The sequence below is a fragment of the Collinsella aerofaciens genome (assembly GCF_025289055.1).
In the GTDB taxonomy this organism is placed as follows: Bacteria; Actinomycetota; Coriobacteriia; order Coriobacteriales; family Coriobacteriaceae; genus Collinsella.
Map to the genome: position 1 here is coordinate 22,488 of NZ_JAESIQ010000022.1, position 20,753 is coordinate 43,240.

The 20,753-nt window shown below is 60.9% G+C and carries 16 protein-coding genes and 2 tRNA genes; 16 read left to right on the forward strand and 2 right to left on the reverse strand.

Going from position 1 to position 20,753, the window contains the following annotated elements; all coding sequences use genetic code 11:
• The first annotated feature begins 180 nt into the window (after positions 1 to 180).
• The 8 genes from JMJ97_RS07470 (at position 181) to JMJ97_RS07505 (ending at position 8,885) form a co-directional block, all read left to right on the forward strand.
• A complete protein-coding gene (locus JMJ97_RS07470; RefSeq protein ID WP_260699754.1) occupies positions 181 to 2,316 on the forward strand; it encodes a ribonuclease R family protein in 2,136 nt (711 codons plus the stop codon).
• 177 nt (positions 2,317 to 2,493) lie between these two features.
• Entirely contained in the window at positions 2,494 to 3,099 is a 606-nt protein-coding gene (locus tag JMJ97_RS07475; protein ID WP_055285671.1) for a recombinase family protein, read from the forward strand.
• Positions 3,100 to 3,203: 104 nt separating this feature from the next.
• On the forward strand, positions 3,204 to 3,785 hold the full coding sequence (locus JMJ97_RS07480; protein ID WP_260699758.1) for a VanZ family protein: 582 nt from the start codon (positions 3,204 to 3,206) through the stop codon (positions 3,783 to 3,785).
• A 204-nt stretch (positions 3,786 to 3,989) separates the two neighbouring features.
• On the forward strand, positions 3,990 to 4,841 hold the full coding sequence (locus tag JMJ97_RS07485; protein WP_055310345.1) for a MurR/RpiR family transcriptional regulator: 852 nt from the start codon (positions 3,990 to 3,992) through the stop codon (positions 4,839 to 4,841).
• Between the two features lie 10 nt (positions 4,842 to 4,851).
• Entirely contained in the window at positions 4,852 to 5,775 is a 924-nt protein-coding gene (gene murQ / locus JMJ97_RS07490; protein ID WP_260699760.1) for an N-acetylmuramic acid 6-phosphate etherase, read from the forward strand.
• A gap of 57 nt (positions 5,776 to 5,832) precedes the next feature.
• A complete protein-coding gene (locus tag JMJ97_RS07495) occupies positions 5,833 to 7,263 on the forward strand; it encodes a PTS transporter subunit EIIC (RefSeq protein ID WP_195625107.1) in 1,431 nt (476 codons plus the stop codon).
• A 117-nt stretch (positions 7,264 to 7,380) separates the two neighbouring features.
• Positions 7,381 to 8,433 (forward strand): MupG family TIM beta-alpha barrel fold protein, encoded by a 1,053-nt coding sequence (locus tag JMJ97_RS09615; RefSeq protein ID WP_260699763.1) that lies wholly within the window; start codon positions 7,381 to 7,383, stop codon positions 8,431 to 8,433.
• Between the two features lie 92 nt (positions 8,434 to 8,525).
• Positions 8,526 to 8,885: an arsenate reductase family protein gene (locus JMJ97_RS07505; RefSeq protein WP_118226386.1), complete on the forward strand. Its 360-nt coding sequence runs from the start codon at positions 8,526 to 8,528 to the stop codon at positions 8,883 to 8,885.
• A 196-nt stretch (positions 8,886 to 9,081) separates the two neighbouring features.
• Here JMJ97_RS07505 and JMJ97_RS07510 read toward each other — a convergent pair whose 3' ends face one another.
• Positions 9,082 to 9,492, reverse strand: a complete 411-nt coding sequence (locus tag JMJ97_RS07510) for a hypothetical protein (protein WP_006235322.1) — start codon at positions 9,490 to 9,492, stop codon at positions 9,082 to 9,084.
• 276 nt (positions 9,493 to 9,768) lie between these two features.
• Here JMJ97_RS07510 and JMJ97_RS07515 point away from each other — a divergent pair.
• The 6 genes from JMJ97_RS07515 (at position 9,769) to JMJ97_RS07540 (ending at position 12,350) form a co-directional block, all read left to right on the forward strand.
• Positions 9,769 to 9,842, forward strand: a tRNA-Gln gene (locus JMJ97_RS07515).
• A gap of 17 nt (positions 9,843 to 9,859) precedes the next feature.
• Positions 9,860 to 9,936, forward strand: a tRNA-Glu gene (locus tag JMJ97_RS07520).
• A gap of 94 nt (positions 9,937 to 10,030) precedes the next feature.
• Complete coding sequence (locus tag JMJ97_RS07525) at positions 10,031 to 10,948, forward strand: tetratricopeptide repeat protein (RefSeq protein ID WP_260699764.1); 918 nt, start codon at positions 10,031 to 10,033, stop codon at positions 10,946 to 10,948.
• A complete protein-coding gene (smpB, locus tag JMJ97_RS07530) occupies positions 10,938 to 11,408 on the forward strand; it encodes an SsrA-binding protein SmpB (protein WP_260699765.1) in 471 nt (156 codons plus the stop codon). Before JMJ97_RS07525 ends, smpB begins: the two co-directional genes overlap by 11 nt.
• A gap of 206 nt (positions 11,409 to 11,614) precedes the next feature.
• Positions 11,615 to 12,118, forward strand: a complete 504-nt coding sequence (locus tag JMJ97_RS07535; RefSeq protein WP_260699766.1) for a flavin reductase family protein — start codon at positions 11,615 to 11,617, stop codon at positions 12,116 to 12,118.
• Positions 12,119 to 12,206: 88 nt separating this feature from the next.
• Positions 12,207 to 12,350, forward strand: coding sequence for a rubredoxin-like domain-containing protein (locus tag JMJ97_RS07540; protein ID WP_035137395.1), 144 nt, complete (start codon positions 12,207 to 12,209; stop codon positions 12,348 to 12,350).
• Between the two features lie 153 nt (positions 12,351 to 12,503).
• Here the strand turns inward: JMJ97_RS07540 and JMJ97_RS07545 are convergent, their stop codons facing one another.
• Entirely contained in the window at positions 12,504 to 13,760 is a 1,257-nt protein-coding gene (locus JMJ97_RS07545; RefSeq protein ID WP_260699767.1) for an Nramp family divalent metal transporter, read from the reverse strand.
• Positions 13,761 to 14,314: 554 nt separating this feature from the next.
• Here JMJ97_RS07545 and gltB point away from each other — a divergent pair.
• Positions 14,315 to 19,012 (forward strand): glutamate synthase large subunit, encoded by a 4,698-nt coding sequence (gene gltB / locus JMJ97_RS07550; protein WP_260699768.1) that lies wholly within the window; start codon positions 14,315 to 14,317, stop codon positions 19,010 to 19,012.
• Positions 19,013 to 19,017: 5 nt separating this feature from the next.
• Positions 19,018 to 20,499 carry a glutamate synthase subunit beta gene (locus JMJ97_RS07555; RefSeq protein ID WP_260699769.1) on the forward strand — a complete coding sequence of 494 codons (1,482 nt, stop codon included), beginning with the start codon at positions 19,018 to 19,020 and terminating at the stop codon, positions 20,497 to 20,499.
• The last annotated feature ends 254 nt before the right edge of the window (positions 20,500 to 20,753 follow it).

Below are 20,753 nucleotides of genomic sequence, written 5' to 3' on the forward strand. Positions count from 1 at the left end.
AATTCACCCCTTCCAACGGGTCGTCTCTTATGGGGCGGCCCGTTTTTTGATCCCTAGGGGACGAAGGAAACGAATCATCGTAGCGCTGGTCTATCTATGTGATCCGTTTTCCTTCATCCCCTAGGGATCATTTGGGTAGACTCTTGGGATGTAAACGGCAATCGATAGTTAGGAGGCGCCATGGGGCGCAATAACAAGCATAAGCGTGGAGCTCGCAATAAGCGCGGGCCGGTGCGCAGCGAACGCCGTCCGAGCCTGACCGGGCGCGTGCAGCTCCATGAGCACAGTGCCTATGTCATAACCGAGAATGGCGACTACAAGGTCATGGGTCGCGGCAAGCGTGAGATCATGGACGGCGATACCGTTGCCGTGAGCATTAAGAATAGCCCGCATGGCGAGCGTCGCGCCGTGATCGAGGGCGTGGTTGAGCGCGCAGCTATAAGCGTGGTGGGCACGTACCAGACCGCTGGTCCGCTCGGTGTGATTGAGCCGCTCGATTCGCGTCTGAAGGCCGACTTCTTCATTCTGCCCGAGGATACCTCGGCGGATCGTCTGGGCGTCCACCCGGGTGATGCCGTTGTCGCGCGCATTTTGACCTACCCGACGCGCCTGGAATCGGGCACCGTGACGATCGAACGCCGCATTGGCGGAGATGACGCGCCCGATTTGGGCGTTCAATATGTGATGGCGCGTTACGGCTATACCGATAGCTATCCCGAGGCCGCGCTGGACGAGGCCGAGGGGCTTTCGCTCGATGTGTCCGCGGCGCTTAAGGACCCGCTCCGCCGCGATCTGCGCGACCGCTTCGTCATCACGATCGACCCGGTCGACGCGCGCGACTTTGACGACGCCATTTCGCTGGAGCGCACGCCCGAGGGTGGCTACAAGCTGGGTGTGCATATCGCCGACGTTTCACACTATGTGGCTTGGGACGGGCATATCGATCTTGAGGCTCGCCATCGTACGACATCGGTGTATCTGGCCGATCGCGTGCTTCCCATGCTGCCCGAACGCCTGTCCTGTGACCTGTGCTCGCTTCGCCCTGACGAGGACCGCCTTGCGTTTACCGTTGACATTGAGCTCGATGCGCAGGGTCGCGTGCGGCATTACGATCCGTACCCCAGCGTGATTCGCTCGCGTGTGCGTATGGACTATGACGGCGCCGAGGCACTGCTGGTGCGTGCCGGCGCGGTTGAGTATTCGGTGCTGGAGGGTGCGGCCGAGGATGTTGCGGCTGCCGAGACCTCGCGCGAGGAAGCGCTTGAGCGCGGTCTTGCGTGCGAGGAGGCCGCCCGCGGCTACAACGTCGACCTCGGCGATTTCCTTGTCGCCGCCAACGAACTCGCCGAACTCCGCCGTCGTATCCGTCGCGCCCGCGGCTCAGTCGATTTTGACACGGCCGAGATTCGTGCTCTGCTGGATGAGGACGGAGTACCCGTGCAGATTGTGGCGCGTGAGCGTTCGTGTGCCACGTCGCTTATCGAGGAAGCCATGCTGCTCGCCAACGAGTGCGTTGCAGAGTGGCTGGCAGACCGTGATATCGAGGCCTGCTATCGCGTGCATGAGGATCCGAGCCCCGATAGCCTGCACGGTGCCGCCGTTGCGCTGGCGCAGCTAGGCATCATCGACGATCGCCGTGCTGCCGGTATTGCCATGGGGAGCCCCGATGAGCTGCAGGCTGCAGTTGATGCTGCCGCCGGTACGGCCAACGCACCGCTCGTCAACACGCTGCTTCTGCGCAGCATGCAGCGCGCGCTGTACAAGCCGTGCAACGAGGGCCACTTTGCGCTCGCCGCGCCGTGCTACTGTCACTTTACGAGTCCCATCCGTCGCTACCCCGATCTGGTGGTGCACCGCGTGCTCAAACTGCAGTTGGCCTATGAGCAGCTCGGCGGCAAGGACGCCTTGGTCCGTACGTCGCGGCTGATCGGCAAGGGGCGCGAGTCGCTGCCGCGCATTCTGCCGCAGATCTGCCGCACATGCAGCGATGCCGAGCGCGCGGCAGATGCGGCCAGCCATGCGACGCAAAAGATCAAGATTGCCCAGTACTATGAGGACCGTCTGGGCGAGCGCTATGCCGGAACCGTCTCGTGGGTTAGCAGCATGGGCCTTTTTGTGCGCTTGGACCTAACGCAGGTCGAAGGCTTGGTTTCGATCAAGAGTCTGGGCAACGAGTGGTTCGAGTTCGACGAGGACGCGCTCACGCTCACAGGTGCCGACACGGGCACCCGTTACGAGCTGGGGCAGCGCGTGATTGTCGAGGTCTCGCGCGTCAATACCACGCGTGGGCACTTGGACTTTAAGCTTATCCATTAGCCAAATCCCGACTCATGGTGGGGGAGCGGAGGGCGGCCTTTCGGGACCGCCCTTCGCATTTGAATCGTGGCTACCTTGCCGTCTGCTCGGCCGCCCGCTTACCTGCTATTTGAGAGGTAAAACCTACCAAAATAAACCTGTCCCTTTTTGGCAGGTTTACAAGAAAGCGGGGATGAGATGGCGACGGTGTACGGTTATGCGCGGGTGAGTTCGCGCGATCAGAACCTTAATCGGCAGCTGGATGCGCTGGGCGCCTATGGCGTGGGCTCGGCGAATATTTATGCCGACCATGCGAGCGGCAAGGACTTCGATCGACCGCGTTATCGCGAGCTGCTGCACGTCCTGGGAGACGGGGACGTACTGGTGGTGCTTTCTATCGACCGGCTTGGCCGTAATTACTCCGAGATTCTTGAGGAATGGCGACGCATTACCAAGGAGCTCGGGGTTGCCATTGTGGTGTTGGACATGCCATTGCTTGACACGCGCGCTAGGGCCAGCGGCGCGCCGGATGTGACCAACGTCCTGATTGCCGATATTGTGCTGCAACTGCTGAGCTACGTGGCGCAGGTAGAGCGCGAGAATATCCATCGGCGCCAAGCGGAGGGAATTGCAGCGGCGCGGGCGCGAGGGGTCCGTTTCGGTCGACCTCGCAAGCCGTGCCCTCCTCAGTTTGAGCTGGTGCGCGATAGCTATGAGGCGGGCGATATTACCCGCAGCCAGGCGGCAAAGTGCCTGGGCGTGTGCGTGGGGACGTTCGATCGCTGGATGCGCGAGGCGGGGTAGGGGTTTGCGTCGCTTTGTCGCTTCCTGTTGCGATTCAAATTTTGATACGGTGACGATGCCATTTGGGGCTACACTCGCTGATATTCAAAAAAGGAGGTTGGCCCTTGGCGCGCGTAAAACAAATAATCGGATGGACCGCGATCGTTCTGTTCGCTGCAACGCTGGCGGGCATCTGGGTGCTGACGGAGCAAAATGCGGTGGAGACGTCGTTGCTGAGCGAGTCCACCGCGCGTGTGGTGGAGGGCCAGGCTACGGGCGTTCAGGCTGCTGATGCCACGGGTGAAGCCCAGACAGAGAACGGAATGACCGGGGGCGCCGATTCGGCTGCCTCGAATGTCCGGTCTGGCCGACTTGCTTCCATTCGCATGTGGGTGGGCACAAACGTCCGTCGCGTTGCCCATACCGTAGAGTTTTTCTTCGTCGGATTATTCGCCTCCGTGGTCGTGGTTTGCCTTTCCAGGCGTCCGTGGAGCGTATGCTCCCGTTGCGTGCCCGTATTGCTCTTTTGCGCCGCCTGCTCCGTTGGCGATCAGGTGCATAAGATCTTTGTTCCCGGCAGGCATTTCGACGTTATCGATTTAGGATTCGATGCTGCGGGCTATGTCACCGCCATGCTGTTGGTATTGCTGGCAGCGGCGTTGGTGCGCCATGCGACTCGGCCGATCGGCGCCCATGCGAGGCGCTAGCCGGTAACAAACCCGTTTCTGATAATGCGACCTTGTTGAATTATTTTGTGTCGCGCGTATTTCCGAGCGGTCGGATTTGAGGGGCGAGCGGTAGAACGCTCGCCCTTTGTGCGCCACGATGCGGCACAATGTACCGCAAAAGATGTTTGTATCCGGTACGAATCGTTCGTTGGTCTTTAATTCTTCTCAACGGAGGTGTTTGAGATGGCAAACGGATTGCTTTTGCGGCTTCGCGAGCGTGAGCTCAGCGCGAGCCCGGCGGAACGCAATGTCATCGCATATGTAAGCGCTCATCCGCACGAGGTGGTCGGGCTGTCCGTCCGCGGTCTTGCCGATGTCACGTTCTCCTCGCCCTCGAGCATTTTGCGCTTTTGCAAGCGTTTGGGTTTTGCGGGCTACAAGGAGTTCCAGCGCGAACTGATTGCCGAGCTGGCGCTCTTAGGTGACAAGAAAGACGTAGCCCTCGAGGACATCTCCATGGATGATAGCGTCGAACGTATCGTGGGGAAGGTGATGAAAAGCAACGTGCGCACGATCGAGGCGACGGCGCGAACGCTCGATTACACCGTCTTGGAGCGATGCGCGGCCCGTCTTAAGCGGGCACGCGCGGTCAATCTGTTCGGTATTGGTGCCTCTCGTTTGGTCGCGCACGACCTGGCGCAAAAGCTCATGCGTGTCGACAAAGAGTGCCATCTGTACGACGACTGGCATGATCAGCTCTTATGTGCCAAGAACATGCATGAGGGCGATATGGCAATCGCCTTTAGCTACTCGGGCTTGACGCAAGAGGTGCTGGACTGCACCGCTGAGGCTCAACGTCACAACTGTCCCGTTGTGGCCGTTACCAAAGTAGATGGATCATCCAAGCTTGCCACCATGGCCGATGCCGTGCTCGGCGTTGCTGCGAGTGAACCCTTGGTCCGCAGCGGTGCCATGGCTTCGCGTATGGCCCAGCTTATGGTTGTCGATGCCCTGTACGCTGCTTACGTTGCCAGCGACTACGAACGGGCGACGCATGTCATAAAGCAAAACTACATCGAGAAACAGGAAAGATGAGGTGAATGAAATGCTCGATTTAACAAAATTCACGACCGAACAGCGTAATCAAAGGTCAATGGACCTCGATACGATGACATCGCTGCAAATCGTCACGACGATGAACGATGAGGATCTCCGTGCCGTCCAGTCGGTCACGAAAGTGTTGCAACAGGTTGCCACGGCAATCGACTGGGCTGCCGAGGCGCTTGAGCGCGGCGGTCGCGTCTTTTACATGGGCGCGGGCACTAGTGGTCGTTTGGGCGTGCTTGACGCTTCGGAGTGCCCGCCTACGTTTGGCGTATCGCCCGATCTGGTCGTCGGGCTCATTGCTGGGGGCGAGACGGCGTTTATCAAGGCTGTCGAAGGTGCCGAAGACAGCGAGGAGCTTGGCGCGAGCGACCTGCGGGAGCGTGGACTCTCGGACAAGGATCTTGTCGTTGGCCTGGCGGCAAGCGGTCGTACTCCCTATGTGGTGGGCGGCCTTGTGTACGCCAAGGCAACTGGGTGCAAGACCATTGCAATTGCCTGTAACCAAGGGTCGAAGATCGGGGAGAGCGCAGATCTTGCCATTGAGCCCGTGCCCGGTCCCGAGGTGCTGACCGGCTCAACGAGGCTCAAGGCGGGAACGGTCCAGAAGCTCATTCTCAACATGATTTCGACCGGTGCCATGGTCAAGATCGGCAAGGTATACCAAAACCTGATGGTCGATGTGCAGCAGACGAACGAGAAGTTGGTGGTGCGCGGCCAGAACATCGTGATGGAGGCGACCGGCTGCACGCGCGAGCGCGCTGTTCAGGCGCTTGCAGATGCCGGCGGCCACGTAAAAACCGCTATTGTCTCGGTGCTGCTGGACTGCGATGCCGAGCAGGCCGCGGTAGCTCTTGAGCGGGCGCGAGGCCATGTCCGTGCTGCGGTGAGTGGCCATGAGAAGAGCAATGCCGACGCCCGATAGGTGCGCGGCGTGAGCTGATATGACATCCAGACGAGATATCCAATACAAGGAGGAGTTATGACGAACAAAGAGCTGGCTCAAAAGCTGCTGGATCTTTTGGGCGGTAAAGACAACGTGCTAGCAAACGCGGCGTGCATGACGCGCCTGCGCGTGACCGTCAAAGACGCGGGCAACGTCGACACGGAGGGCATTAAGGCGCTCGACGGCGTGATGGGCCTGGTCGAGGACGACACGATGCAGATCGTGCTGGGTCCGGGCAAGGTGAATAAGGTGCTCGAGGAGTTCTCCAAGCTCACCGGCCTTGCGAAAGGCGTTGCCGACGAGAGCGTGGTTGACGCTGCGGCCACGAACAAGGCCGCGCAGAAGGCCAAGTACGAGTCCAAGCCGGTTCAGGCCTTCCTCAAGAAGATTTCCAATGTCTTCGTCGCCCTGCTTCCCGGCATCATTGCGGCTGGCCTCATCAACGGTATCTGCAACGTCATTAACGTCTCGACGGCAGGCGCGCTTGCAGGCGAGTGGTGGTACCAGGGCATTCGTTCCATGGGCTGGGCCCTGTTCGCCTATCTGCCCATCTTGGTGGGTTATAACGCGGCACGTGAGTTTGGTGGCTCCGCTGCGCTGGGCGGCATCGCCGGCATGATGTGTATCGCCAACAGTGCCATGCCCCTGCTTGCGCCTGGCGCGGCTGATCCTGCCACTGCCATTCTGCTGCCGCTCACCAGTGCGCAGTACAACCCCGCAGCGGGCGGCATGATCGCGGCTCTCATCGCTGGCGCATTTTTTGCCTGGATGGAGCGTCAGATTCGCAAGGTTATGCCCAACGCACTCGACACGTTCTTGTCTCCGCTGCTGGTGCTCATCATCGGCGCCTTTGCTCTGATGCTCGTCATCCAGCCGGTTGGCGCATGGCTGACGACTGCCATCTTTAGCGTTTTGACCTTTATCTTCGAGAAGCTGGGCGTCCTGGGCGGCTATATCCTGTCGGCAGGCTTCTTGCCGCTGGTTTCCGTCGGCCTGCATCAGGCGCTCACGCCGATCCACGCTATGCTCAACGATCCCGACGGCGCTACCAAGGGTATCAATTACCTGCTTCCCATCCTTATGATGGCTGGCGGCGGCCAGGTCGGTGCCGGTTTGGCGCTGTACTTTAAGACCAAGAACGCCAAGCTCAAGAAGTACGTCGCAGAGTCCATTCCCGTTGGAATCCTGGGTGTGGGCGAGCCTCTGATGTATGCTGTTACGCTGCCGCTCGTTCGTCCGTTTGTGACGGCCTGCCTGGGTGCCGGATTTGGCGGCGCGCTCGCGGCGCTGCTTCACATCGGCACGGTTTCTCAGGGCGTTTCCGGTCTGTTTGGCCTGCTGATCGTCGTTCCTGGCCAGCAGCTCGGCTACGTTGCCGCTATGCTGCTTGCCTATGCCGCCGGCTTTGTCCTGACGTGGTTCTTTGGCGTCGACGAGCAGAAAATCAACGAGTTCTTTGGCGAGTAGTTTGATATCGCGAGCCGTGTTGCTCGGGGTTCGCGGCGCGCGGCAGATTTCTTGATGTTATGGTTGTGCCGGCGGGGCTAGCTGCTCCGCCGGCCTTTTTTAAAGGAGCGTTGAAGCGTGAAAACGGGTATTTCGATTTATCTTTCCAGCCCTCTGCAGGATATTGAGCGGACGATTGAACATGGTGCCGCGGCGGGTGCGCGCTATGCGTTCACCTCGCTGCATATTCCCGAGGATGGGGGAGCGGCGTATGCCGATAAGGTCCGTCATGTGCTGTCGCTGCTTTCCGCCCGCGGCATTGCGCTCATTGCCGATGTGGGGCCTCGCACGTGCGATTTGCTCGGGCTTGAGCGCATCGAGGACCTGCGCGATCTGGGGTTGGAATACCTTCGTTTGGACTATGGCTTTAGCGCCCAGCGGGTCGCGGAGCTGTCCGGTGTATTTCACATTGTGGTCAATGCATCGACGGTGAGTTCTGATGAAATCGCATCGTGGCGTGAGGCCGGTGCCGATGTGACTCGTTTTGCCGCCTGCCACAATTTTTACCCCAAGCCTTATACCGGTTTAGCTCTGGAGGACATTGCTCGGGTGAATCTTCGTCTTGCGGCGCTTGGATTCGAAATCATGGCTTTTGTGCCGGGTGATGCTAACGTTCGCGGGCCGGTATTCGAGGGACTGCCGACGGTCGAGGCGCAGCGCGGTCGCGCGTCAAAGGTTGCTCTCAATATGCTTGAGCTTGCACATGGCGCCGATTGCGACATTGTGTTGGTCGGCGACCCCGATCTATCCGATGCGGGCTGGGCGCAGTTTGCTCAAGTTTCCGCCGGATACGTGGATTTGCAATGCGAGCTTGAGCCCGGTTATGCCTATGTGCGCGGGCAGATTCATCACGACCGGCCCGACTCGAGCGTCCTCATTTTTAGGTCTCAGGAGTCACGTACGACGCTTAAGCCGGATTCCGTGCCGACGGATGTCGGAGCCGGCCTGCCGCGAAAGGCGGGGTCGATCGCTGTGAGCAATAGCGGATATGGGCGCTACGAAGGCGAGCTTGAGATTGCGCGGGTCGATCTTCCCGGTGACGAGCGCATGAACGTTGCGGGCCATATCACGACCGAGGCAATGGAGCTGCTGCCGTTCATTAAACGCGGATTCGGGGTACGGTTCGTTTAGCGTGTGACCCGTGGGCTACAATTGGCCCATCATACGAAGGCGCCTCGTGTGGCGTGTGCCTGCGTTGGCCGATCTATATTCGGAGGATTCCCATGACCGTACTGTTTGTTGAATATCCCAAGTGCTCGACCTGTAAGAAGGCCAAGGCATGGCTGGACGAACATGGGGTAGAGTATATCGATCGCGATATCGTTTTGGACAATCCCACGGCTGATGAGCTTGCGACCTGGATTGCTCGTTCGGGGCTGCCGGTGCGGCGCTTCTTTAATTCGTCGGGCATGAAATATCGAGAGCTGGGCCTGAAGGCGCGTCTGGATGCGGGCATGACGGATCGGGAGTGCTACGAGCTGCTGGCGACCGACGGCATGCTGGTCAAGCGTCCGCTGCTGGTGGGCGACGACTTTGCGATTCCCGGCTTTAGGGAATCGGCTTGGGCCGAGGCGTTGCTGTAGCGGCTGCGGAAAGTGCGACCCGGAATTCGCTTCCAGAATGGGATGCACTTTCCCAAAGTGGCCGGTTGCGGAAAGCACGTCCCATTCTGAGCTTCGATTGTGGGGCACGGTTTCCGGTTGAGGGCTCGACGGGAAAGTGGGGACCAGTTTGAGCTTGAAATCTGGGATGCACTTTCCGTCGGCGGGCCTGCCCCAGTCAGTCCGCCAGCTGTGCCCATTCGTGCGGATCGTAGACCTTTACGTGCTTGTTGGGCTTGCCGCTCCAGTACTCCTCGTCCATAAAGGGCAGATATGCCTGAACGCCAGGGCAGATAAAGGGAATCCGCTGCTGTTGCAGTCGCTCGCGCTGGCGCTGCTCCAGGTGCGCCTCGGATATGACGGTCGGCATGCCGGACAGCTCGACGAGGCTTGCCTGGATTCGCTTAAGGTCGGGGAGTCCCGCGTGCCATGACATCCGCATGATTAAAAAGGATGCACGGCGGTATTTTGCCTGCACCACAGTAATGGCGGGGCGTAACGTGGGGTGAATTTTGTCCCGTTCGGGCCAAAGGTCGGCAGTGATCTCGAGGCCCAGGGTCTCCCATAGGTAATCAAGCTCTTCGTCCATGGCGCCTCGATATCTACGCGATCATTGATACTTCGATTGTGTTGCCTGGTGCTATCGTTTTCACGGTAGAATCTGCCAACGGTTGACGGCTACCGCTCACGGCGTTTTGCCCTTCGTGTACAGCGGTTGGCTTCACAGGTCCTTCACGGGTTGGACTAAATTAGGCCAATTTGACTGAATTTCAAAAAAGTCAAAATTGGGGCTTGCGTCACGGCGAGACTTCCCGTATATTTCTTTCTTGCGCAAAGGCACAGCCGAGCGCAGCGATGCAGTCATTGGGATGTCGTCTAATGGCAGGACAGCGGATTCTGGTTCCGTCAATGGGGGTTCGACTCCCTCCATCCCAGCCATTGCATTTGCTACATATGGCCCGTTCGTCTAGCGGTTTAGGACGCCGCCCTCTCAAGGCGGAGATCACCAGTTCGAATCTGGTACGGGCTACCAAAATTGAACGCCCGGGCCTCGTAAGAGACCCGGGTTTTGTGTATTGACCGTATATACGGCGCCTGCCGTGTTTCGCTCAGATCGAGGAGTAGCCATGGATCTGCCCATCAGCTTGCAAGACATCACGTATGCCGAGAACTATCTGGCGCAGGGCGACCTAGCTACGGCGACGCCGCTGCTGGAGCGTCTGGTGGAGCTCGCCGAGGAGTATATCGACGCCGAGTGCAAGACGGAGGAGAAGCGTCAATACTTTAGCTTCGATAGCAAGTTTGAGCGCTTGGCCTATCGCCGCGTGGAGAAGGATCCGCGCGAGCTCGTGCAGGTCGAGGTGCCGTTTGACCGCCTGTACTCTGACATGGCGTTTGCCTACATTCGCCAGCAGGATTATGTAAGCGCTCGTAATGCCCTGATGCAGGCTGTGCGTTGGGACCCCATGAACTGCAACTATCGCTTGGATTTGGCCGAGCTGTTCCGCGCACTCGAGGACAAGCAGGAATGGGCATCGCTCTCGTTCTCGGTGCTGGAGCGTGCAAGCGATGGCAAGTGCGCCGCCCGCGCTTACGCCAATCTAGGTCAGTACTTCTTGGAGCCCGAGACCGAGAACGTTTCGGCTGCCGTGGGCTGCGCGCGTCTGGCGCTGCGCCTGGCGCCCAACGATGCGCATACGACGCGCCTGCTCAACAAGATCCATACCACCTATCCGGATGCCGCTGATGAGAGCGACGACCACGTGATGGGTGAATTGGCCCTGCAAGCCGTGCCGACCTCGCCTTCGGCCGAGATTGCCATCTGCCTGATCATGTGTGCGACCGATGCTGCAAGCGACGGCGACAAGCAGGAGGCGACGCGCCTGACGGTGCGTGCTCGCGACTTGGTGGGCGAGGAGGCCTGCGCGGCGATTATCAAACTGGTGCGCGAGAGCGATGCCGAGCTCAATGCCGAGCGCAAGGCAAAGCGCGAGGCTGCGGGCTCAAACGCCGATGGCGCCAAGGAGGCCGGCGATGCCCAGTAAGCGCGAGCGCAAGCTCATTTCCAAGAATCGCTCGGCACATCACGAGTACTTTATCGATGAGACGTTCGAATGCGGCATTGAACTGAGCGGCACCGAGGTCAAGTCGATTCGCGAGCGCGCCTGCCAGATCACTGACACTTTTGCGCTGATTCGTGGCGGCGAGTGCTGGCTCATCGGACTGCATATCCACCCTTATAGCCATGGTGGCGTGTGGAATCGCGATCCCGACCGTCGGCGTCGTTTGCTGCTGCACCGCAAGGAGATCGACTTTCTTGACGGCAAACTTCGCAACCGTGGTTATGCGCTGGTTCCGTTGGAGCTCTACTTTAATACGGACGGCCGCGTAAAGCTGCTGCTGGGTCTGGGTCGCGGCAAGAAGCTCTACGACAAGCGCGAGGACATGGCCAAGCGTGATGTCCAACGCGAGATCGACCGCGCCCTTAAGGAACGCAACCGCTAGGCACTCTGTATAAGTTGCGGTGGAATACGGACTGTTTTGCCTGTTTGAGGGGCTATTCAGTCCCTATTTCACCGCAACTGCGGGCGTCTCATCTTTCTTACTGTTCTGACACATATGTCTTAAAGGCGGCGTCCGTTATGGGTGCCGCCTTTTTTGTGGGTACATACATTCATGAGGTTCCAACCCGAGCTAGGGGAGTGATCGTTATGGACAAAACTGCGTTCTTTACCATGCCGAGCGGTCTGTACGTGGCGAGCGCTGCGGCAGACGGGCTGCGCGCCGGCTGCGTCATCAACACTGCGGTGCAGGTGACGTCCATGCCGCCGCGTATTTCGGTTGCCGTGAACAAGGACAATGTCACCTCGGGCGTCATCGCATCGGCCAAAGCGTTCGCGCTGACCGTGATCGATCAGACCGCCGACATGCTCTACATCGGTAACTTTGGGTTCCGCACCAGCAGCGATTATGACAAGTTTGCCAAATACGAGACCCGCGAGACGGCTCTGGGCATGCCCTATGTGCCTGAGCGCGCGGCGGCCCTGTTTAGCTGCCGTTTGATCGACACTGTGGATGTGGGCACGCATCTGCTGTTTATTGGCGAGGTCGAGGATGCCGAGCGCCTGAGCGACGAGACGCCGCTGACGTACGACTACTATCACAAGGTGCTAAAGGGCAAGACGCCGCCCAAAGCCTCGTCGTATCAAGGCTAGAAATGTTCTAAAAATACTTGCATTATGTTATTGAGAATATATACTAATAAGTAAGTACACCAGCAGTCACGTTCGAGAGGAGAACATCATGGCTGAGGAGAAGAAGACGTATAAGTTTGTGTGCACCGTTTGCGGTTACGAGGTTGAGGTCGACACGCCCGAGCTGCCCGAGGACTACGTGTGCCCGGTCTGCGGCGTCGGTCCCGATCAGTTTGAGCTCGTCGAGGAGTAGCTCGTAGACACACGGCGATTAGCCATACAGAGCTCTGTCCAAGGGCCCCGGCTGGATATTCCGGCTGGGACCCTTTTGATTTATCTGACGGTTTAAAACGGCCTTACGTGTTACAGATTAAGACGTTATATCTGGACAGCCACGCCATCCCAATTACATTCCCGTTAGCAGCACGATGTCGAGAATCGTCACGATGACGCCGATCCCTACGAGCAGCGCGTTGAGCGGGCGCGAGTTGGCGTATTTGCCCATAACGCGGGGCGAACTGGTGAGTCGTATGAGCACAAAGACCGTAATTGGCAGCTGAAGCGACAGCAGCGCCTGACTCCAGATGAGACCCTCAAAAGGATTCGGGACGACCAAGCACGCCGCCACTGCGCCGACGAAACAAGCCGCCGCCCCGATCGAGGAATGTCGGTCGTGGATGTCGTATTCCTCGTCGAACATGCCCGCGGTGATGGTTCCCGCCGCCATGCCCACCGTCACACTACTCGATATGCCCGCAAACAGCAGTGCCACCGCAAAGATGGTCGAGCTTGCCGGGCCCAGAATGGGGGAGAGCGTGTCCGCTGCGACGGCGAGGTCGTCTACGACAATGCCATGCGCAAAGAAGGTCGTTGCGGCCAGGATGACCATGGCCGAGTTGATTGCCCAGCCCACGCCCATCGAAAAGAGCGTGTCGAAGAGCTCGTAGTGCAGACGCTCTTCGATAACTTGCTCGCCTTGGCCTTCGAAGTGCATGGATTGGATGACCTCGGAGTGCAGGAAGAGGTTGTGGGGCATAACGACCGCACCCAGGACACTCACGATAATCGCGGCAGAGCCAGTGGGCATACTGGGCGTGATCCAGCTTGCGGCGGCTTGCGGCCAGTCGACCTTGACTAGTGCAAGCTCGGCCAAAAACGAGAGTCCTACCACGCCGACGAAGGCGATGATCCAGCGTTCGGCACGCTTGTAGGAGTTCGTCATGAGCATCGCCATCGATACTGTCGCCACGATGACGCAGCCCGCGCGCACGGGCAGCCCAAAGAGCATCTGGAGCGCGATCGCACCGCCCAGGACTTCGGCCATGGCGGTGGCGATGGTCGCGAGGTAGGCGCTGGCAAGCACCGTGCGCCCAACGAAGCGGGGAAGGTAACGTGTCGTGGCCTCGGCAAGACAGGTGCCCGTGGCGATACCCAGGTGTGCCGCGTTGTGCTGCAGCACAATGAGCATGATCGTGGACAGCGTGACGATCCACAGCAGCGCGTAGCCAAACTGCGAGCCGGCGGCCATGTTGGAGGCCCAGTTGCCCGGATCGATAAAGCCGACGGTCACGAGCAGCCCGGGGCCGATATGCCGGGCGATATCCAGACCTCCGTGGCCTCCGGTGCGGTGCGAGCCAAAGTGTTGTTTGAGATGGTTGAGCATGGTGAGCTCCTGCGTGCCGTTTGTTTGACGCCGCAAAGGATACCCGTTTTATGCTAAAAAGTTAACCAAGACTAACAAAATTGTTGCATTTGAATAGGATGGTGAAAGGGGATTACCGAAATGTCTTGATCTGTAACAACTAAGGATGGAAATTGGGTCTAGGTGTTACAGATCAAGACAGGAAGAAATGGTCCTATGAAAAATCTTGATTTGTAACAGCTGACCGCCAAAACCGGCTCTTCGTGTTACAGATTGAGACAAACCAAAACCGTCCTGCAGAAGATCTCAATCTGTAACATCTAGGCGCCAAAATTGGGTCTTCCTGTTACAGATTGAGATGTTAGATGCAGTGAGTTTACAGACCACCCGGTACGCGGAAGGTGGCGTTGTCGATGGGCTCCATCGACATCTCGGGCGCATGCTCAACCTGCGGCACCCACTCGTAGGGCGTGCGTTACGCGATTGTTTCGAAACGGGTGGGAAACACAACGGGCCGGCGATGCTCCTAGTATGCCTATTCAACTGACTGACTAAATATCTAGGGGAGGATCGCGATGCAGGCAGATTCCGCTCAGCAGCAGGGCCTTTATCGCCCCGAATTCGACCACGATGCGTGTGGCATCGGCGCGCTCGCCGATATCAACGGTGAGCGCCATCACCAGATTCTGGACGATGCACTGTCCATTCTGGTCAACTTGGAGCACCGCGGCGGTACGGGACTCGAGAAGAACACCGGCGACGGCGCCGGCATCCTGTTCCAGGTTCCGCATCATTTTTTTCGCAAAGAGGCTCAAAAGTGCGGCCAGATTCTGCCGGCAGAGGGCGACTATGGCGTGGCCATGCTGTTCTTCCCGCAGGACGACAAGGGCGTAGAGGATGCCCGCCGCGTGTTTGAGGAGGGCTGCGCCGAGGCCGGCGTGCCGCTGCTCTTTTGGCGCGAGGTGCCGGTCGACCCGCACGACCTGGGCGAGACGGCCCGCGCCTGCATGCCCACCATCTTGCAGGCCTTCCTGGGCCGTCCGGACGACACGCCGGCGGGCGACGCCTTCGAGCGCCGTCTGTATGTGTGCCGCCGCACCATCGAGAAGAAGGCCGACGCCGAGTTTGCCCTGCGCGATAAGATCTTCTACGTGTGCTCCATGAGCTCGCATACCATCGTGTACAAGGGCATGCTGGTCGCCACGCAGATGCGCCGCTTCTTCATCGACCTCAACGACGCCGCCGTCAAGACGGCCGTAGCGCTCGTCCACTCGCGCTACTCCACTAACACCACGCCCAGCTGGGAGCGCGCGCACCCCAACCGCTTTATCATCCATAACGGCGAGATCAACACCCTCAAGGGCAACGTCAACTGGATTCGCGCCCGCGAACCCAACCTGTACAGCCCCGTGTTGCAGCATGATCTTGAGCGTGTGATGCCCATCATCAACCGCGAGGGTTCCGACTCCGCGATTCTGGACAATGTGCTCGAGTTCCTGGTCATGAATGGTCGTCCGCTCACGCGTGCCGCGTCCATGTTGCTGCCCGAGCCGTGGGACCACAACGACAGCCTGAGTGAGGAGCGCCGCGCCTACGACGCCTACCAGTCCATGCTCATGGAGCCGTGGGACGGCCCGGCGGCCATCGCCTTTACCGACGGTCGCACGCTGGGCGCCGCCCTCGACCGTAACGGCCTGCGTCCTGCCCGCTACTATGTGACGCGCGACGGTCGCTTTATGCTGGCAAGCGAGGTGGGCACCATCGAGGTAAGCCCCGAGAACATCCTGACGAGCGGCTGTCTGGGGCCGGGCCAGATGCTCGAGGTCGACTTTGCCCGCGGCCGCGTCATCTACAACGACGAGCTGCGCGCCCGTTACGCCAAGGAAAAGCCCTATCGCGACTGGATCGCCGAGGAGACGCTGACCGTCGACGCGCTCGACAAGCCCGTCGCGCCCACGCCCGCCGAGGATACCGAGGTGCCCGCCGCCGTGCGCATGGCCAAGCTCGGGTATCACTGGGATGATGTTGACGAGGTCGTGCGCCCCATGGCCCAGCAGGGCAAGGCGCCGCTCGCCTCGATGGGTATCGATGCGCCGCTGGCCTGCCTGTCCAAGAAGACGCGCTCGTTCTTCGACTACTTCTATCAGCTGTTCGCTCAGGTCACGAATCCGCCCATCGACGCTCTTCGCGAGCATATGGTTACCTCGACCACGCTCTACCTGGGCAACCACGGCAACCTGCTCGAGGACTCCCGTACGGCCTGTCAGCTGGTGCGCCTGGAGCGTCCGCTGCTGAGCGAGGAGGAGTTCGACCGCATTTGCGCCATCGACCGCGTGGGCTTTAAAACCCGCCGTTTCCGTGCCGTCTACCGCCGCGATGCCGGCGAGGGTGCGCTGCAGGCTGCGCTCAAGCAGCTTGCAGAGGACGTTGAGGCCGCGGTCCGCGACGGCGTGAACATCGTGGTGTTGAGCGATCGTGCCGCTGCGGGCGAGGTGCCCGTACCGTCGCTGCTCGCCGTGGGCTGCGTGCACAACCACCTGATTCGCGCCGGCGTGCGTACCTTTGCCGACATCGTGGTGGAGTGCGGCGATGCCGTGTCCCCGCACGACTTTGCGGCGCTGGTGGGCTACTCCGCGAGCGGCATCTATCCGTACAACGCGCATGCGTGCATTCGCGACCTGGCGGCGCACGGCGACCTGGACGTGACGGCCGAACAGGGCATCGACAACTACAACAAGGCTGCAACCGCCGGTATCGTCTCCATCATGTCCAAGATGGGCATCTCCACGGTGCAGAGCTACCATTCGGCGCAGATCTTCGAGGCCGTGGGCTTTACGCCGGAGTTCGTCAACGCGTACTTCGCCGGCACGGTGAGCCGTGTGGGCGGTATGGGTGTCGAGGACGTCGAGCGCGAGCAGAATGAACGCTATGACGCCGCGCTCGCCATCCTTAAGAGCCCGGCTCCCGATCAGCTGCCCACGCTGGGTCTGACCAAGTGGCGCCCGCTCGGTGGCGAGGACCACCTGATTGACCCCCAGACCGTCTACCTGCTGCAGACCGCCTGTCGCGAGGACAGCTACGACGCCTTTAAGGAGTACAGCGCCCGCCTGCATCGCACCGGCCGTGCCGTGCGCCTGCGCGACCTGCTGGACTTTGATGCCAGCGGCCGCACCCCGGTGGCACTCGACGAGGTCGAGCCCGCGCTCAACATCGTCCGCCGCTTTAACACCGGCGCCATGTCGTACGGCTCTATCAGCAAGGAAGCACACGAGTGCATGGCCATCGCCATGAACCGCCTGCATGGCCGTTCCAACTCGGGCGAGGGCGGCGAGGATCCGCGTCGCGAGACCCCGCTGGCCAACGGTGACTCCAAGAATTCCGCCATCAAGCAGGTGGCAAGCGCGCGCTTTGGCGTGACGAGCCGCTACCTGTGCAGCGCCTTCGAGATTCAGATCAAGATGGCCCAGGGCGCCAAGCCCGGCGAGGGCGGCCACCTGCCCGGCAAGAAGGTCTACCCCTGGATCGCCGAGGTCCGTCAGTCCACGCCCGGCATCGGTCTGATCTCGCCCCCGCCGCACCACGATATTTACTCTATCGAGGACCTGGCAGAGCTGATCTTTGACCTTAAGAACGCCAACCCCGGCGCACGCGTGTCGGTCAAGCTGGTCAGCGAGGCCGGCGTCGGCACCATCGCCACCGGTGTGGCCAAGGGTGCCGCCGACAAGATCTTGATCAGCGGCCATAATGGCGGCTCGGGTGCCGCTGCGCGCGACTCTATCTGGCACGCGGGTCTGCCGCTGGAGCTTGGCCTTGCCGAGGCCCAGCAGACGCTGCTGCAAAACGGCCTGCGCTCACGCGTGGTGCTCGAAGCCGACGGCAAGCTCATGGACGGCACCGATGTCGCCGTCGCCTGCCTGCTGGGTGCCGAGGAGTTTGGCTTTGCGACCATGCCGCTCATCTCCATGGGCTGCCTTATGCAGCGCGACTGCCAGCAGGATACCTGCCCGGCCGGCATCGCCACGCAAAACTGTCGCCTGCGTCGCGGCTTCCGCGGCAAGCCCGAGCACGTCGAGCACTTTATGCTCTTTGTTGCCGAGCAGCTGCGCGAGGTCATGGCGAGCCTGGGCTTCCGCACCGTCGACGAGATGGTCGGCCATCCCGAGTGCTTGCGCCAGATTGAGGTCCCGGGCAACCGCAAGGCCAACCTGCTCGATCTGTCGCCCGTGCTGGCGAGCGCAACCTGCGAGTTCGGTGCCCACATCCCGGGTGCCGACGGTCGTCACTTCCTGCCGCAGATGGCTGCGGACAGCGAGCTCGAAAAGACGCTCGACTCCACGTTGTTTGTGCCCTATACGGCCGATGCCCGTGCGCACCTGCGTCCGATTCGCTTCCGCGCCGATATCGCCAACGTCAACCGCTGCGTGGGCACCATCTTGGGCAACGCGGTGACCAAGGCGCATCCCGAGGGCCTGCCCGCCGGCTCCATCACCATCGATTGCGATGGTTCGGCCGGTCAGAGCTTTGGCGCCTTCCTGCCGCGCGGCATTACGCTCAACGTGTGCGGCGACGCCAACGACTACTTTGGCAAGGGCCTTTCGGGCGGCGAGGTGTCGGTGCGCCCCAACCCGCATGCGACCTACAAGTTCGACGAGAACATCATCGTGGGCAACGTTGCGTTCTTTGGCGCTACGAGTGGCCGCGGCTTCATTAACGGCCTGGCCGGCCAGCGCTTTGGCGTACGCAACTCCGGTGCCACGGTGGTGGTCGAGGGCTGCGGCAACCATGGCTGCGAGTACATGACGGGAGGTCTGGCGCTCATTCTGGGCGAGGTCGGGCAGAACTTCGCCGCCGGCATGACGGGCGGCGTGGCTTACGTCTTTGACCAGTACGGCACGCTCGATGCCCGTGTGAACCACGAGAGCGTTGAGCTTAAAGCCCCGACGGCCGGTGAGCTGGCGCAGATTCGTGCGCTCGTCCAGGAGCACGTGGACGCGACGCAGAGCCCGCGCGGCATTAAGTTGCTCTACAGCTTTGAGACGATGAGCAAGCACTTTGTGAAGGTCATTCCGACCGAGTACGAGCGCGTGCTGGCGATTGTCGCCGCCGCCGAGGCCGTCGGCAAGACGCATGAGCAGGCCGAGGAGCTGGCGTTTGACATTGTGACCGGTCGCGCCGACGCCGCCGATGTCGCTCGCTTTGATGTGGCGGGTGGTGTCGCTGGCGCTGTGCCCGCCGCCGCCAGCTCTGTTGCTTCGACCAAGAAGGAGGCGTAAGTGCCATGGGTAAGCCCGGTGCTTTTCTTGATATCGATCGCGTGACCCACGAGCTGCGCCCCGTGGAGGAGCGCAGCCGCGATTTCGATCCGCTGTACGTGGAGCTCGACGACGATGCGCGCCGTGCCCAGGCGAGCCGCTGCATGATGTGCGGTGTGGCGTTTTGTCAGATGGGCGCGAGCTTTGGCAAGGCACGTCCGAGCGGCTGTCCGCTGCACAACCTGATTCCCGAGTGGAACGAGCTGGTGTACCGCGGCCGTTGGGACGAGGCTGCCGAGCGCCTGTCACTCACCTCGCCCATGCCCGAGTTCACGAGTCGCGTGTGCCCGGCGCTGTGCGAGGCCGCATGCAACCTGGGCTCGGTCGATGGCCAGCCCACGACGATTCATGACAACGAGCGCGCGATCAGCGACCATGAGTGGGCCAACGGCGGTCCGCACCGCTTTGAGCCGGCAGGGGAGGGTGCACCCACGGTTGCCGTGGTGGGTTCCGGTCCCGCTGGTCTGGTGGCAGCATGGGAGCTTGCGCGTCGTGGCGCCCGCGTGACGGTGTTTGAGCGCGACGACCGCCCGGGCGGTCTGCTCATGTACGGCATTCCCAACATGAAGCTCGAGAAGTCCGTGGTCGAGCGTCGCGTGGCGCTCATGCGCGAGCTGGGCATTGTGTTCGAGCTGAGTGCCGACGTGAGCGATTCCAAGGTTACCGCCAAGCTCGACGACTTTGACGCCGTCGTGGTGGCTGCCGGCGCCCGTGCTCCGCGTGGGCTTTCGGCTGCGAACATTGATGCCCCGGGCGTGGTGTATGCCGTGGACTACCTGGCGGCTTCGATCGTCTCGGTGCTCGATGGCGGCGAGCCCGCGGTGAACGCGCGCGGCCTGGACGTTGTGGTCATTGGCGGCGGCGATACCGGTAACGACTGCGTGGGCACCGCGGTACGTCAGGGTGCGCGCAGCGTGCGCCAGTTTGAGTTCTTGCCGGCGGCGCCTGATGCGCGCGCGGCGAGCAACCCCTGGCCGCAGTGGCCCAACGTGAAGAAGACCGATTATGGCCAGCAGGAGGCCATCGCTGCCATGGGCGGCGAGATGCGCGCTTGGGGTGTGGATACGCTCGAGGTACTGTTGGACAAGAAGGGCGCGGCCGCGGGCCTGCGCGTGGTCGATCTGGATTGGTCGGCTGGCAAGCCCGAGCGCATCGCGGGCTCCGAGCACGAGGTGCCGGCCCAGCTGGTGCTCATCGCCTGCGGCTTTACGGGTCCCGAGCATGGCGTGTTCGACGCCGTTGGCGTGCCTGTTGCCACCGCTGGTCGTCCGCTGCCGGTGATGGCTGCCGAGGGCTCGCACCTTGCGGCCCGTGTCGACGGCGTCGCCGCGGGCGCCACACCGGTATACGTGGCCGGCGATGCTCGCAATGGCAGTTCGCTCGTGGTAAGCGCCATGGCCGACGCCCTGGCCTGCGCTGCCGAAGTCGCCGAGGCGCTGGAGCTGTAAAGTAGTCATTTAAGAACGTCCCCAATGACTAGTCATTTTTTGTCTAGTCGTTGGGGACACTCTTTGCGAGCGATTTGCTCGTTTGTCGACGTACGGGTGTTTATTTGTCGACTTCTTGGGCTGTGGTCACCTGTTGTTTCTGTGGTGGCTGTGGGTATCTGGCTCAAAAGGGCGGGTTGGCCGTCTATGTTTACCTGCGGTTTTGTTGCGGTGCGTATTTTCGGTCAAGCTTTTCGTCAAGTGTTTGGTCAGCA

Excerpts from the sequence above, each read along its gene's own strand:
- JMJ97_RS07470 (WP_260699754.1), top strand. The coding sequence starts at position 181 with ATGGGGCGCAATAACAAGCATAAGCGTGGAGCTCGCAATAAGCGCGGG.
- JMJ97_RS07475 (WP_055285671.1), top strand. The coding sequence starts at position 2,494 with ATGGCGACGGTGTACGGTTATGCGCGGGTGAGTTCGCGCGATCAGAAC.
- JMJ97_RS07485 (WP_055310345.1), top strand. The coding sequence starts at position 3,990 with ATGGCAAACGGATTGCTTTTGCGGCTTCGCGAGCGTGAGCTCAGCGCG.
- murQ (WP_260699760.1), top strand. The coding sequence starts at position 4,852 with ATGCTCGATTTAACAAAATTCACGACCGAACAGCGTAATCAAAGGTCA.
- JMJ97_RS07495 (WP_195625107.1), top strand. The coding sequence starts at position 5,833 with ATGACGAACAAAGAGCTGGCTCAAAAGCTGCTGGATCTTTTGGGCGGT.
- JMJ97_RS07505 (WP_118226386.1), top strand. The coding sequence starts at position 8,526 with ATGACCGTACTGTTTGTTGAATATCCCAAGTGCTCGACCTGTAAGAAG.
- JMJ97_RS07510 (WP_006235322.1), bottom strand. The coding sequence starts at position 9,492 with ATGGACGAAGAGCTTGATTACCTATGGGAGACCCTGGGCCTCGAGATC.
- JMJ97_RS07525 (WP_260699764.1), top strand. The coding sequence starts at position 10,031 with ATGGATCTGCCCATCAGCTTGCAAGACATCACGTATGCCGAGAACTAT.
- smpB (WP_260699765.1), top strand. The coding sequence starts at position 10,938 with ATGCCCAGTAAGCGCGAGCGCAAGCTCATTTCCAAGAATCGCTCGGCA.
- JMJ97_RS07535 (WP_260699766.1), top strand. The coding sequence starts at position 11,615 with ATGGACAAAACTGCGTTCTTTACCATGCCGAGCGGTCTGTACGTGGCG.
- JMJ97_RS07540 (WP_035137395.1), top strand. The coding sequence starts at position 12,207 with ATGGCTGAGGAGAAGAAGACGTATAAGTTTGTGTGCACCGTTTGCGGT.
- JMJ97_RS07545 (WP_260699767.1), bottom strand. The coding sequence starts at position 13,760 with ATGCTCAACCATCTCAAACAACACTTTGGCTCGCACCGCACCGGAGGC.
- gltB (WP_260699768.1), top strand. The coding sequence starts at position 14,315 with ATGCAGGCAGATTCCGCTCAGCAGCAGGGCCTTTATCGCCCCGAATTC.
- JMJ97_RS07555 (WP_260699769.1), top strand. The coding sequence starts at position 19,018 with ATGGGTAAGCCCGGTGCTTTTCTTGATATCGATCGCGTGACCCACGAG.